A 13,948-nucleotide genomic window follows, 5' to 3' on the forward strand; every position below is an offset into this window, starting at 1 on the left:
GGATGTTTCCGGGTGGGATGTTTCTGGGCGTGCCGTCTCCGGGCGCGCGAGGTCCGCCCGACCGTCGACCTCGGGCCGACGGCGTGCCGGCGCGGCGCCCGCGGCCACCGGCTGACGACGCGCGGCCGCCATCACCGAGGTCGGCGCCTCGGCGACCAGGGTGCCCGCGCTCATCGGCCGGCCGCCCGCCGCATCGCGCTGCTCGTCGGGCTCGTCGTCGAGGACCGCCTCGCCCAGGCCGATCTTGCGCTGTACGACGCGCATCCAGCGCGGTGCCCACCAGCAGTCGTCACCGAGCAGTTTCATCACCGACGGCACCAGCAGCATGCGGATGACGGTCGCGTCGAGGATCAGCGCGGCGATCATGCCGAACGCGATGTACTTCATCATCACGATCTCGGACAGGCTGAACGCGCCCGTGACCACCACGAGGATGGCCGCGGCGGCGGTGATGATGCCACCGGTGTGCGCGGTGCCGCTGCGGATCGCCTCGGTGGTGCTCGCGCCCTTCTGTCTGGCCTCGACCATCCGGGAGAGCAGGAACACCTCGTAGTCGGTGGAGAGACCGAAGACGATGGCGATGATGAGCACCAGGACCGCTGCGAACAGGGGACCGGGGGTGAAGTTCGCGATCTCGGCACCATGGCCGTCGACGAAGATCCAGGTCAGGATGCCCAGCGTCGCGCCGAGACCGAGAGCCGTCATGAGCGCGGCCTTGATCGGCAGGACCAGCGAACCGAACTGCAGGAACATCAGCAGGCCGGTGATGAGGACCAACATGACCGCCATCAGCGGCAGTCGTTGCATCAGCGCGTCGATCGAATCCTGCGTCAGTGCCGGGGTGCCCGACACGTACATGGTGAGGCCCTCGGTGTCGATGGCCCGCAGCTGGTCGATCGCCTGTGCCGCGGTGTTGCGGTCCTGCAGGCCCGCCGACACCTGGTAGACGCCGATGTTCGGGTAGCGCTCGGCGTCGAAGGAACCGAAGTCCGACTTGTCGGGGTCGCTGAACTTGTTGGTGAAACCGGGCACCTGGTCGGCGCGTTTCGCGATGGCGTCGAGCTTGTCCTGGTCGGCCTGACTCGACTCGTCGTAGACGATGACGAGCTTGATGGCCTCGGTGCGCTCGCTCGGGAAGTACTCGTCGAACTTCTCCTGGGCGACGCGATTGGGGTTGTCCGGGGGGAGGAACTTCTCGCTGATGCCGCCGAACTGGATGCTCCCGAACGGGATGATCAGTGCGAGCAGAAGCAGGACGGTGGGGACCGCGGTTCGGACCGGGTGCTTCATCACCCACGTCGCCAACCGACCCCAGAAGCCGTTCTCGACTTCCTGACTCGTCTTCATGCGGCCGCTGTACCGGTGCTCGATGGCCACGGCTCGCTCCTCGGTGGAGAAGCGGCGGACCAGCGGGACCACGGTGTACTTCATCAGCGTGGCCATCGACAGCATGTTCACGCGGGGACCGAGGATGCCCAGGATCGCCGGCAGCACGGTGATCGACAGGATCGCCGCGAGTGAGACCGACGCGATGGCGCCGTAGGCCACCGACTTCAGGAATCCCTGCGGCATGATCAGCAGACAGGCCAGTGCGGCGACGATGATCGTCGCCGAGAAGACCACCGTCTGGCCGGCGGTCATCACCGTTCTTCGGACCGCGGCCTTCGTCGAATAGCCTTCGCCGAGTTCCTCGCGGAACCGCGACACGATGAACAGGCCGTAGTCGATCGCGATGCCCAGGCCGATCAGCGTGACCACCGACTGCGCGAAGATGTTGAGCTCGGTGGTCAGCGCCAGGATCTTCATGATGCCCAGCGAACCCGCGATCGTCAGACCGCCGATGAGGACCGGGAGGCAGGCGGCGACGACGCCGCCGAACACGAAGAACAGCATGATCGCCACCAGCGGCAGGGCGAGAACCTCGGCGCGGTGGATGTCCTTGTCCATGCCCTCGGCCATCGAACCGGCGACCGGTTGCAGGCCGGCGAGTTCGAAGGTCGTGTCGGGCAGGTCGAAGCGTTCGCCGATGTCGTCGAAGAACGGTTCGATGGTCTTGTAGTTCTTGAGGACGGTGGTGTCGTCGTTGCCGGCGACACCGATGCTGATGAACGCGTGCCTGCCGTCGTCGGTGAACAGCCGGTCCTGCAGGGTGCTCTGCGCAGGCTGGACGAGGAACGGGTCGTACAGGCCCGGGTCGGCGCGCCCGACGATGTCGGGGTGGGTCGCGATCAGATCCTCGACGAACGTCTCCACCTTGGCCCCGAAGGCCTTGTCGTCGACGCGGGTGCCCTCGGGCGGGGTGACCATCAGGATGACGTCGGAGGTGTGGTCTCGACCCAGCGCCTTGTCGGCGTACCGCGCGCCGGTGTCGGATTCCGAGGTGGGATCGAACCAACCGCTCTGGCTGAGGTGCTTGCCGAGATCGAGACCGTACAGTCCGAGTCCGGCCATCATCGCGATCATCACCGCGATGACGAGGAAGCGCATTCGATAGACGAATGTGCCGATGAACCGGAACACGCTGATGTCCTTTCGTGTACGACGAGTCGGGCACTACGAGAGTGCCGGTGGCGATTCTGTCAGTTCTCGCAAGAGATCCTGACAGTGTTGCCTGAGTGATCCCTGAGGCGTCGGCCTCGGCGTCACTCCCCGACCGCACCCCGCACGGTCTCGACGACGGCTCGTCGCCGATGCCCGCCGGTGCGCGACGCCGCAGGTCAGCGCAACAAAGCGCTGAGCGGTCGGAACGGCGTGAGCCACGCGCCCTCGTCGGGCAGTGAATCCAGCCCGATGCGCGGCAGCGGCTCGCGGAACACGCCGGGGATGTCCTCGAGATCGATGAACTCGAGCTCCTCGGTGGTGAGTGCCCAGCTGGCGTGTTCGCGGAAACCGATGACGGTGACGGGCACGCCGTCGGCCACCACCTCGAGCAGGGGCTCCCGGAACGCCTGACCGTCGGCGGACGCCACGATCACGCCGGCTAGTCCAACAGTGTGCCTGCGAAGTTCGATGTGGTCGAGCATGTCGGAGTCGACGTCGCTGTCATCGGTCAGCTTCGGCTTGGCGAACACCGCGAAACCGACGTTGCGGAGCGCGTCGACCCAGGGCCGCACGACATCGGCGCTACCTGGGGCGATGTTGGTGAAGACGGTCGCCTCGGGTTCGACCTTCCCGGCGGACTCGGTGAGAGCGGACACATCCGCGGTCCGCTGCAACAACCAGCGGCCGAGCGCGTCGAAACGGGGACGGTGGGCGGCGGTAGGGCGCCCGCCGAGCAGGGCACCGAGGCCCATGTCCATGTTCGGGGCGTCCCACACCAACAGCATCCGCCGCGCGCCCGCCTGCCCGGAGATCGTGTCGGCGAAGCCGGTCGGGCTGTGGTCACTCATCGCGGGCCTCCGTCGTGGTGTCGCCGGCCGCGGTGGCCGGCGGGATGGGCCGCGTGTACACGAACTCGCTGACGTAGCGGCCGTCGCGCTCGGCGCGTCCCTCGAACTTCGTCGTCGGACGTTCCAGCGAGATCGGGGACTCGCGGGTCAGCTGCACGACGTGCGGACGGTCGGCGTCCTGGGTGGCGAGCTTCTCCGCGATCCACTCCGCGTAATCGGCGTGATCGGTCGCGATGTGCAGTACGCCGCCCGGGACCAGGCGGTCGGCCATCAGCTCCAGTGTGCCGGTCTGGACGAACCGACGCTTGTGGTGACGTGACTTGGGCCAGGGGTCGGGGAAGAACAGGCGGATACCGGTCAGGCTCGACGGCGGGATGAGTTCGGTGAGCACGATCGCGGCGTCGCCGCGGATGAGACGCACGTTGGTCAGACCGTTGCGGTCGACGAGACCGAGCAGCTGGGCCAGACCCGGCTTGTAGACCTCGACGGCGACGACGTCGACGTCCGGCTCGGCGGCGGCCATCGCGGCGGTCGAGATACCGGTCCCGCTGCCGATCTCGAGCACCTTGGGAGCCTCCCGGCCGAACAGTGCCGTGAGGTCGACAGGCGGCTCGGGGACACGCTCGGGACCGATCTCGAGATCACGACCCAGGACCGGCCAGAGCGTCTCCCAGTTCCGCTGCTGTCCGGTCGTCAGGGTCCCGCGGCGAAATCGGAAACTCGTCACACGCGGGTACAACCGGGACCTGTCGGGGCTGTTGTTCACCCGTCCATGGTTGCGCATCGGCGAAGAAACCCGAAGTCGCGGGGGACCCGGCCTGTCGTGGAGGCGTGCAGACGACGCCGCGTCGGGGGATGTGGAGCTGCGGACGCCGATGCGGCGATCGGCGATTATTCTCAGGCCTGCCGCGGTTCGCGTGTGCCGGTCGATCCGGTCACGTACACCAGGGGAGTACCGCGACACGGGTGGCATCGACGTATGGCACCGGGACCGACAGTCGGCAGCCGGGGGGAGGCGATCGTGCGGGATGCGTTGACCGCCTTGGGAGGCCATCCGACGCCGGGTGACCCATCCGCACGGGGCAAGCTGTCCGCGGCCGCCGAGGCGGGATCGCTCGCCGAGCTCGTCGAGCCGTCCTCACCCTTGGTCCCGGTGCTGACCGCGGCCGGACGCCGGTTCCTGCGTCCCCTGCACGTCGCGGTGGTCGGCCGCCCCGGCGCGGGCCGCGACACGATGGCGCGCGCGCTACGGGAACGACTGTCGCTGATCTCGATCGGCCCGGGTGAGGGAGAGCGGGGCACGGCCGATGCCGACCTCTGGCTCCTCGTGCTCACCGGCCCGCCCCGACGCGCCGACCACGAACTGCTGACGTCGTTGCCGTCCGACCGGGTGGTCGTCGTGCTGGGCAAGGCCGACACCTTCGGCGAGTGGGACGCCGCGGCCGAGGTGGCGGCCACGTGTTCGGACCGACTCGGCACGCGCGTGTACCCGGTGTCGCAGCTGCTCGCCTGCGCCGACCTCGACGAGGGCGACTTCGCGGCCCTGCGGGCGCTGGCCTCGGCCGGTGCCGAGATGCCGTCGATGGCCGGACGATTTCTCTCCGGGCGTCCCGGCTCCGACGAGAGGGTGATGCGTCAGGGCCTTCTCCGACGAGTCGACGCCTATGGCATCGACACCGCACTGGCTCTCATCGCCGCCGGCTCGCCGGCCGCCGAGAGCGTGGACATGCTGAACCGGGCTCTGCGTGACGCCAGCGGGATCACCGATCTGACCGAGCCGATCGGCGCCCGGGTGGGCCGGGTGCGGCACTGGCGCGAGGTCGAGCTCCGCGCGGTGCTCGAGGACGCCGCCGCGGCCGGGGTCGACCGGGAGGGTGCCGAACGACTTCTCGGCACGGCGGGAGCCGTCTCCGGATTGCAGGCGGGAGCCGTTTCGGGTTTGCAGGCGGGGGCCGTCTCGTGACCACCTCGGCACTCGCCGCTGCTCGCGAGCTGACCGGTTTCGACGCAGGGCGCGTCGGGACGGGTTCGGGCGTGCTCGTCCTCGGCACCGAGGGGGTCGGCGTCCGAACTCTCGCCGGCGCCTGCGGCGCGCTCGCGCCCGAACTGGACGTCGCGGCCCGCACGGACCCGGCGGTGCCGCCCGGGGTGGCGCTCGTCGTCGTCGATCCGTCCTCGTCGGTGGGTGAGGAGGAACGACTCCTGGTCGACCGGGCCCGGGCGCAGGTCGGCACCGTCGCCCTGGTGTGTACCAAGATCGACGCCTTCTGGGAGTGGCCGCGAATCGTTCGCGGGCACCGCAAGACCCTCGATCCGTTCGCGACCCTGCCGATGTTCGGGGTCTCCGCGGCGGCTGCGCTCGGTGGCGCGGTCGACGAATCGGGTGTCGACGCGCTCGTCGAATGGGTGCGCGACGCGGTCCGGGCGCCCGTCGAGGTCCGCCTCGAACGGGCGCGGGTCGCGGCAGGGCTCGGTGCCCTCGAGCGGCTCGTCGGCGCGGAAGCGCCCGCCCCGGAGCGCACGGTCGACGACATGCTGGCCGAGCGGCGCGCGTTGCTCGTCGCGCGCGATCGTGGCCGCGTCGACCGGTTGGCCGCGGTCCGTGCCGGTCTGGTCCGTGCCCGGTCGGAGTCGTCGGCCGAACTCCACGCGGGTGTCCGCTCGCTGGCCGCGGCTGCCGTCGAGGACGGGCCGGTCACCGGAGCCGAGTACGGCGCCCGCTTGCGCGAGGGCTGGGGCGGGCTCGCCGCGACGATCCAGCGCGGCGCCGACGAACGCGTCGACGAGGTGCGCGCCACGGCGCTCGTCGGCCTCGACGCCGAGGCCACCCCCGCCGACCCGTGGTCGGAGATCCCTCTCGACACCGGGCGGCCGGGCCGTCGCCCGCGTCGCGGGGGTGCCGAAGACGCCCTCCTCGTGATCATCGGCGCCTCGACCGGATTGGGTGTGGGCCGTCTGGTGGTCGCGCCGATGGCATCGGTCCAGACCCTGCAGTGGTTCAGCATGCCGCTCACCCTGCTTCTCGGGGTGGCGGTCGCCGGATGGATCATCCGGGTACGACGCGGCGCGCTCGATCGAGCCGAGCGGACCACACGGACCACCGAACTGCTCGCCGATGCGAGATCCGCGCTCGACCATCAGCTGGGTCTGCGGATCGCGGCGGCCGAGACCCGCATCTCCGGTCAGATCGCGCGGGCCTATGAGCGCCGTGTGCGGGAGGTGGCGCAGCGGGTCGCCGCGCTCGACGACGAGATCCGGCACCTGCGGTCCGGGGACGCGTCCCGAGCCGACCGCACGCTCCGCGAACGTGCGGCGGCCGTCCGCACCGACCTCGCCGGCCGGTCCGGGCAACTCTGGGCGGAACCGCACGCCCCCGAACCGGACCCCGACGAACCGCACGCCCCCGACATGCACCCCGATAGAGAGCAGTGACCGCGATGGACCCGACATTCGACGACGAGGTACCCGACACCGGGACGGGGCGCGGCTCGTCGGGGTTCGACGCCGGGTTGTTCGGTGATCCGGGGATCGACGCGGGCCCCGGGGTGGAGTCGGTGGCAGCGCTGCACGAGTCGCCCGCGACCGACGACCTCGACGACCATCTGTGGATGCACGACGACGGCCGGATCTGGGATCTCGGCCCGGCCGAGGTCGACACCGACAACGACGGGATCAACGACTCCCTGACGCGAAACGGGCCGGACGGGTTTACCGTGTACACGGACAGCGACCGGGACGGGCAGGTCGACAAGATCACCGAGATCGGTGCTGACGGCGAGTTCCGTTCGGCAGTGCTCGACCCGGACACCGGCGAGTGGATCTCCGGCGGCTCGGGACGGATCGGCTGACATACGACGGGCGCCCGCGCGGCCCCGCTGCGCGCCGAGACCGGAGCGCGCACGATCACCAGGGACTTTGGTCATCTGTTGCCCGGGTGTGGCGTAGACCGCACCTGGTGAACCCCGTGACCTAGCGCCTGTTCGGTGTACGTATCCTGGACGACGAGACGACCTGACAGGTGGCCATTCCAAGCGGCCACCACCTCGGAGGAGGCCCCCACGATGACCGCAGCCACCATTCCCGGACTGGACCCGAGTAGCGCTCCGACGAAGCACGCGGGACTGCTGGCCTGGGTGGCCGAGGTCGCCGAGCTGACCCAGCCCGACCGGGTGGTGTGGTCCGACGGCAGCGACGAGGAGTGGGAGCGCCTGACGGCGGACCTCGTCAAGGCCGGCACCCTGGTCAAGCTGAACGAGGAGAAGAAGCCGAACTCGTTCCTCGCGAGCTCCGATCCCGCCGACGTCGCGCGCGTCGAGTCGCGGACCTACATCTGCTCGGAGGCCGAAGCGGACGCCGGGCCCACCAACAACTGGGTCGACCCCGCCGAGATGCGGTCCACGATGACCGAGCTCTACCGCGGCAGCATGCGCGGTCGCACGATGTTCGTCATCCCGTTCTGCATGGGCCCCCTCGACTCCGACGACCCGAAGCTGGGCGTCGAACTCACCGACTCCGAGTACGTCGTGCTCTCGATGAAGATCATGACCCGCGTCGGTCCCCGCGTCCTGGAGATCCTGGGCGAGGACGGCTTCTTCGTGAAGGCGCTGCACTCCGTCGGCGCGCCGCTCGAGCCCGGCCAGGCCGATGTGCCGTGGCCCTGCAACACCGAGAAGTACATCACCCACTTCCCGGAGACCCGCGAGATCTGGTCCTTCGGTTCGGGTTACGGCGGCAACGCGCTGCTCGGCAAGAAGTGCTACGCGCTGCGGATCGCCTCGGTCATCGCGCGTGACGAGGGCTGGATGGCCGAGCACATGCTGATCCTGAAGCTGACCAGCCCGGCGAACAAGGTGTACTACATCGCCGCCGCGTTCCCGAGTGCCTGCGGCAAGACCAATCTCGCGATGCTCCAGCCGACCATCCCCGGCTGGAAGGCCGAGACCGTGGGCGACGACATCGCCTGGATGCGTTTCGGTGACGACGGCCGGCTCTACGCGATCAACCCGGAGTTCGGGTTCTTCGGTGTCGCGCCGGGTACGAGCTACGCATCGAATCCGAATGCGATGAAGACCATCGAGGCCGGGAACACGTTGTACACCAACGTCGCTCGCACCGACGACGGCGACATCTGGTGGGAGGACATCGACGGCGAGGCGCCGGCGCACCTCACCGACTGGCTCGGCAACGACTGGACCCCGGAGTCCGATCACAAGGCCGCGCACCCGAATTCGCGTTACTGCACCCCGATCTCGCAGTGCCCGTCGTTGGCCGAGGAGTGGGACGACCCGCAGGGTGTGCCCATCTCGGCGATCCTCTTCGGTGGACGCCGCAAGACCACCGTGCCCCTGGTCACCGAGGCGCGCGACTGGCAGACCGGCGTCTTCATGGGCGCCACCGTCGGCTCGGAGCAGACCGCTGCCGCCGAGGGCAAGGTCGGCACCGTGCGTCGCGACCCGATGGCGATGCTGCCGTTCATGGGCTACCACGTCGGCGACTACCTGCAGCACTGGGTGAACATCGGCAAGAACGCCGACGAGTCCAAGCTGCCGAAGGTCTTCTACGTCAACTGGTTCCGCCGCGGCGACGACAAGCGCTTCCTGTGGCCCGGATTCGGCGAGAACAGCCGCGTGCTGAAGTGGATCATCGAGCGCATCGAGGGTGAGGCCGAGGGCATCGAGACCCCCATCGGCATCGTCGCGAAGCCGGAGTCGATCGACGTCAGCGGCCTGGACGTACCCGCCGAGGACGTCGCGGAGGCGCTCGCGTTCAATCCCGAGGAGTGGCGCGAGGAGATCCCGTCGATCGAGGAGCTGTTCGACTTCGTGGGTGAGAAGCTGCCGAGCTCGCTGCGTGATGAGCTCGACGCCCTGAAGCAGCGTCTGGCCTGAACCGCTGACCGCGGTCCGAGGCGGAATGAACAGATGGGTCAGAAGTGACGGTTGAGGTATCGTGCCCCTCATGAAACTACGTTTGTGGGGGGCCACGATCGTCGGAGCCTGCGTGCTGGGCCTGACCTCTCCGCTCGCAGTTCAACCCGCTTCGGCCGCGCCGGCCTCGGGCGCGGGTGTGTCGGCGTTCTTCACCGATTCGACGACGATCGGTGACGGGTTGCCGACGGTCAATCGGATCGCCGGCCTCGACCGCACCGGCAACGGCAGCTACGTCATGATCTCCGAGGACGTCCTGCCGGCCCGGTTCTTCACCGCGAACATCGGCTACACGTCCGTCACCGCCGCCTTCACCGGCCGGCCGCGGATCAACGGTGGCGGTACCGTCCTCGGACCCTGGTTCCTCCCGATGCTTCCCGGACAGGCCCAGTTCGAGGGCATCCGAAAGACCGGTGGCGGTTACACCGTGGTCAGCGGCGGCAACCATCAGTTCATCCGGCAGATCGGTCCGATCGGGCAGGTGCTCCGCGATCTGCCGCTGCCCGGTCACTGGCGACCGGCGTCGAAGTCGGGTGTGGTCGGACAGCGCGGTCTCACCGGCCTGGCCGTGGGGCCGCAGGGCCAGATCAGCGTCCTGACCGCCGGCGGTCTCCGGCAGGATGCGGCCCGCTCGGCCCGCCTGCTGACCTTCGGCAAGACGAACCGCGAGTTCGTCTATCGGTCCGACGCCAACAAGGTCGCCGCCGACGTCCTGGCGATCAACTCGACCGACTTCCTGGTCCTCGAACGCGGTCCGGGCACACTCGCGAACATCTTCTGGACGACCACTCGGGGTGCCACCTCGGTGACGAACAAGAAGAAGCTGAGCGGGCGCGAGAAGGCGATGACCAAGCGGCGGATCTTCTCCACCACCGCGACGCCGCACCTGCTCACCGGCAACATGTCGGGTCTGGCGTGGGGCAACTGGCACCCGGACAACCCGTTCGCCAAGAGTCGCACCCGTACCCTCATCGCCGTGTCGGAGAACGCGGGTTCTCCCAACCGGCTCCACTCGTTCGAGGTCCAGCTCCCGAAGTAGCCGTGCCGAACGTCACGGTCCTCAGGGTGGGGTCAGGGTTATACCCGATGGCCATATCGCCCAGGATTTGGCACGGTTGATGGCATGACGACGACTGATGGGGCCGCCCGCGGCAACGGTGACGACGCGTTCGGGGCGCCCAAGCATGCGGTGGCAGCCGGAGCCGACAACCTGTCCAAACGATATGGCGTCGGTGACACCGCCGTCGAAGCACTGAAAAGCGTCTCCATCTCGTTCCGGGAGGGGGAGTTCACCGCGATCATGGGGCCGTCGGGCTCGGGCAAGTCGACGCTGATGCACTGCCTCGCAGGTCTCGACGTCGCGAGCGACGGCAAGGTCTACATCGGTGACACCGATCTGACCGCGCTGTCGGACAAGGCGATGACGATGCTCCGCCGCGACCGGATCGGTTTCGTGTTCCAGGCGTTCAACCTGGTACCGACGCTGACCGCGAAGGAGAACATCACCCTTCCCGTCGACATCGCGGGACGCACCGTCGACACCGAGTGGTTCGACGCGGTCGTCGCCCGCCTCGGGATCACCGACCGGTTGGGCCACCTGCCCAGTGAGTTGTCCGGCGGCCAGCAGCAGCGTGTGGCCTGCGCCCGCGCTCTCATCGGCAAGCCGTCGATCATCTTCGGCGACGAGCCCACCGGCAACCTCGACTCCCGCTCGTCGGGCGAGGTGTTGTCGATCCTGCGCGCGGCGACCGACGAGTTCGGACAGACCGTCGTGATCGTCACGCACGATCCCCGCGCCGCGTCGTATGCCGACCGCGTCGTGTTCCTGGCCGACGGTCAGATCGTGCAGGAGCTCAGTCGCCCGACCGCCGACGACGTCTTCGAGGTGATGAAGAACCTCGACAACGTCCCGGCCGCCGCGACCGAATCCGCCTCCGTGTCATCGGACGCCGCCGAGACCACCGGGGCACACTGAGCCGTGGCCTCCTCCTCGGTGATGCGCAGGGTTTCACTCCGAAATCTGCGCGCGCACAAACTCCGACTGTTCCTGACCCTCTTCTCGATCGTCCTCGGCACCTCGTTCGTGGCGGGCTCGATCGTCTTCACCGGTTCCATCTCCAAGGCGTTCAACGACATCTTCGACAGCGCTGCACAGGGTGTGGCGGTTCAGGTGACCCCCGCCGACCAGCAGTCGCCCGGTGTGCCGAACACCCTGGTCGACGAATTGCGTGCGCAGCGCGGCGAACTCGGCATCGACAAGCTCGTCGTCAACAACAACGGACTCGTCACGGTCGCCGGCTCCGACGGCAAGGCGATCCAGACCGGCGGCGCCCCGAGCGTCGGCACCACCTACATCCCGCCCGCCGAGGCGTTGTCGCCCGCGGACTCGAAGATCCTGCCGGGTGGCCGCGCGCCGACGAACCCGGGTGAGATCGTCCTCAACACCTCCGCCGCCGACGCGGCCGGACTGAAGGTCGGTTCGAAGACCAAGGTCGTTGTGGGGCAGGGTGACTCCGCGCCGCTGGACGTGACCGTGGTGGGTCTGATCGACCTGCCCAGCTCGACGGGCGGTTACGTGAACGCGCAGTTCGACGCCGCGACGTCGTCCCGCCTGTTCACCGACGGCGAGCACGTCGGTGTGGTGGACATGTCCGCCGTGCCGGGTGTCTCGCCCACGCAGCTGCAGGACCGGATCATCGCGCAGCTCGGCGCCGACGCCGATCTCTACGACGTCCGCACCGGTGATCAGGTCCGCGCGGACCAGAAGGAACAGATCAACGAGTTCTTGCAGATCTTCCAGTACATCCTGCTGGCCTTCGCCGCGATCGGGCTCGTCGTCGGCACCTTCATCATCTACAACACCTTCTCGATGATCGTCGCCCAGCGGAACCGTGAGTTCGCGCTGTTGCGGGCGGTGGGGGCGAGTCGTCGCCAGGTGTCCCGGTCGGTCTTGTTCGAGGCGTTCGTCGTCGGTGTGCTCGGTGGCGTACTCGGTCTCGCCATCGGTATCGGTCTGGCGGCCGGACTCAAGGCGCTGACCAGTGCCACATCGGGCCTGCCGTCGGGTGAGCTGGCCGTGGGACCGGACGCGATCATCGCTGGCATCCTGGTCGGCGTCGTGGTGACGATGGTCAGCGCGTACGTGCCGGCGGCGCGTGCCGCGCGCGTCCCACCGGTCGAGGCGATGCGTGCGTCCGCCGCCGAGGGGTCGGCGTCGTTGCGCAACCGCACGATCATCGGTGCGGTCATCGGTGTGGCGTCGATCGCCGCGATCGTCGTCGGTGCGATGGGGGAGGGCGCCGGTCCGGCTGTCACCGTCGGCGCCGGTGCGGCGGGTGCCGTGCTGGCCGCGGTGCTCGTCGGCCCGGCCCTGGCGCGTCCGTTCGTCAGCGTCCTCGGTCGCGTGATCGGTGCACCCTTCGGGATGATCGGGCGTCTCGCTCGTACCAACGCGGTCCGTAACCCGCGTCGCTCGGCGGCGACGGCGTTCGCGCTGACGTTGGGACTCATGCTGGTCGCGATCATCGGCACCCTGGGCCAGTCGTTCAAGGGCACTGTCGACGACGCCGTCGACTCCGGTCTCACCGCCGACTACATCGTGGCCGGTACCAACCAGTCGCCTCTTCCGCCCGCGGTGACCGAGGCTGTCGAAGGGGTGCCCGGAGTGGCCGACGTGGTCGCGTTCGGGATCGTCCAGGCCAAGGTCGACGACAAGTCGGTGACCGGGTTCTCCGCGCTGGGCGGACCGCTGAACAGCGTGACCGTGATGGACATGCAGGACGGTGCGTCGTCGGATCTGCCGCCCGACGGAATGCTCGTCAGCGAGCGGACCAGCACGTCGAACGGCTGGAAGCGCGGTGACGTGCTGACGTTCACCTCGGCGACCGGCGAGCAGGTCCGGGTGCCGATCGCCGGGGTCTACGCCGACAACGAGGCCCTCCAACCGTGGGTGGTGGGCCCCGAGGTCTACGACAAGCTGGTGCCACCGTTCGCGCGGGTCAACGTGACCCTGTTCGTCCAGGCGACGCCGGGTACCGATCTCGACACGCTCCGCACCGGACTCGAGGACGCGACCGCGCAGTACCTGACCGTGCAGATCCAGGACAAGGACCAGTTCAAGGGTCGGGTCTCGGCGCAGATCGACCAGATGCTGGGCACGTTGTACGCGATGCTCGGCCTCGCGTTGCTGATCGCGGTGCTCGGCATCATCAACACGCTCGCGTTGTCGGTGGTCGAGCGCAAACGCGAGATCGGGATGCTGCGCGCGATCGGTATGGTCCGGGCCCAGGTCCGTCGATCGATCTACCTCGAGTCGGTCCTCATCTCGATCTTCGGTGCCGTCCTCGGCGTGATCCTCGGGACGGTCATCGGCTACGCACTGGTCCGTACCCTGGCGGAGTGGGGTCTGGGGGCTCCGGTCATACCGTGGTCGCTGATCATCATCACGCTGGTCGCGTCCGCGGTGGTCGGGGTGCTGGCCGCCCTGTGGCCGGCGGTTCGGGCAGCGCGCACCGGGCCGCTGGAGGCGATCGCCGACATCTGACGGTCGCCCGGTGCCGGGTATGGTCTTCGCCGACCGACGCCCGGCGCCGCGCGTCCGCGGTCCGGGTCATGAAGCGGGATGACAGAATC

The 13,948-nt window shown here is 68.8% G+C and carries 10 protein-coding genes; 7 read left to right on the forward strand and 3 right to left on the reverse strand.

Annotation, left to right across the window (positions count from 1 at the left end; translation table 11 throughout):
* From MAY35_RS20470 to trmB, 3 genes are all read right to left on the reverse strand, one after another.
* On the reverse strand, positions 1 to 2,520 hold a 2,520-nt coding region (locus MAY35_RS20470), incomplete at its 3' end, for an MMPL family transporter (protein WP_238423128.1).
* A gap of 197 nt (positions 2,521 to 2,717) precedes the next feature.
* On the reverse strand, positions 2,718 to 3,389 hold the full coding sequence (locus MAY35_RS20475; protein WP_238423129.1) for an NYN domain-containing protein: 672 nt from the start codon (positions 3,387 to 3,389) through the stop codon (positions 2,718 to 2,720).
* Positions 3,382 to 4,173, reverse strand: a complete 792-nt coding sequence (gene trmB, locus MAY35_RS20480; RefSeq protein WP_238423130.1) for a tRNA (guanosine(46)-N7)-methyltransferase TrmB — start codon at positions 4,171 to 4,173, stop codon at positions 3,382 to 3,384. The genes MAY35_RS20475 and trmB overlap by 8 nt, the downstream gene beginning before the upstream one ends.
* 195 nt (positions 4,174 to 4,368) lie before the next feature.
* Here trmB and MAY35_RS20485 point away from each other — a divergent pair, with 195 nt between their 5' ends.
* From MAY35_RS20485 to MAY35_RS20515, 7 genes are all read left to right on the forward strand, one after another.
* Positions 4,369 to 5,352, forward strand: a complete 984-nt coding sequence (locus MAY35_RS20485; protein WP_238423131.1) for a hypothetical protein — start codon at positions 4,369 to 4,371, stop codon at positions 5,350 to 5,352.
* Positions 5,349 to 6,821: a hypothetical protein gene (locus MAY35_RS20490; protein WP_238423132.1), complete on the forward strand. Its 1,473-nt coding sequence runs from the start codon at positions 5,349 to 5,351 to the stop codon at positions 6,819 to 6,821. The genes MAY35_RS20485 and MAY35_RS20490 overlap by 4 nt, the downstream gene beginning before the upstream one ends.
* A 5-nt stretch (positions 6,822 to 6,826) precedes the next feature.
* Positions 6,827 to 7,237: a DUF6802 family protein gene (locus tag MAY35_RS20495; protein ID WP_238423133.1), complete on the forward strand. Its 411-nt coding sequence runs from the start codon at positions 6,827 to 6,829 to the stop codon at positions 7,235 to 7,237.
* A 213-nt stretch (positions 7,238 to 7,450) separates the two neighbouring features.
* Positions 7,451 to 9,277 carry a phosphoenolpyruvate carboxykinase (GTP) gene (locus MAY35_RS20500; RefSeq protein ID WP_238423134.1) on the forward strand — a complete coding sequence of 609 codons (1,827 nt, stop codon included), beginning with the start codon at positions 7,451 to 7,453 and terminating at the stop codon, positions 9,275 to 9,277.
* 70 nt (positions 9,278 to 9,347) lie between these two features.
* Positions 9,348 to 10,355, forward strand: coding sequence for an esterase-like activity of phytase family protein (locus tag MAY35_RS20505; protein ID WP_238423135.1), 1,008 nt, complete (start codon positions 9,348 to 9,350; stop codon positions 10,353 to 10,355).
* Between the two features lie 84 nt (positions 10,356 to 10,439).
* Positions 10,440 to 11,291 carry an ABC transporter ATP-binding protein gene (locus tag MAY35_RS20510; protein WP_238423136.1) on the forward strand — a complete coding sequence of 284 codons (852 nt, stop codon included), beginning with the start codon at positions 10,440 to 10,442 and terminating at the stop codon, positions 11,289 to 11,291.
* Positions 11,292 to 11,312: 21 nt separating this feature from the next.
* On the forward strand, positions 11,313 to 13,859 hold the full coding sequence (locus MAY35_RS20515) for an ABC transporter permease (protein ID WP_238423165.1): 2,547 nt from the start codon (positions 11,313 to 11,315) through the stop codon (positions 13,857 to 13,859).
* Positions 13,860 to 13,948: the final 89 nt, after the last annotated feature.

The sequence above is a fragment of the Gordonia sp. 'Campus' genome (genome assembly GCF_022206305.1).
In the GTDB taxonomy this organism is placed as follows: domain Bacteria; phylum Actinomycetota; class Actinomycetes; order Mycobacteriales; family Mycobacteriaceae; genus Gordonia.

Coding starts and splice junctions, on each gene's coding strand:
- MAY35_RS20475 (WP_238423129.1), bottom strand. CDS start 3,389: ATGAGTGACCACAGCCCGACCGGCTTCGCCGACACGATCTCCGGGCAG.
- trmB (WP_238423130.1), bottom strand. CDS start 4,173: ATGCGCAACCATGGACGGGTGAACAACAGCCCCGACAGGTCCCGGTTG.
- MAY35_RS20485 (WP_238423131.1), top strand. CDS start 4,369: ATGGCACCGGGACCGACAGTCGGCAGCCGGGGGGAGGCGATCGTGCGG.
- MAY35_RS20495 (WP_238423133.1), top strand. CDS start 6,827: ATGGACCCGACATTCGACGACGAGGTACCCGACACCGGGACGGGGCGC.
- MAY35_RS20500 (WP_238423134.1), top strand. CDS start 7,451: ATGACCGCAGCCACCATTCCCGGACTGGACCCGAGTAGCGCTCCGACG.
- MAY35_RS20505 (WP_238423135.1), top strand. CDS start 9,348: ATGAAACTACGTTTGTGGGGGGCCACGATCGTCGGAGCCTGCGTGCTG.
- MAY35_RS20510 (WP_238423136.1), top strand. CDS start 10,440: ATGACGACGACTGATGGGGCCGCCCGCGGCAACGGTGACGACGCGTTC.
- MAY35_RS20515 (WP_238423165.1), top strand. CDS start 11,313: ATGCGCAGGGTTTCACTCCGAAATCTGCGCGCGCACAAACTCCGACTG.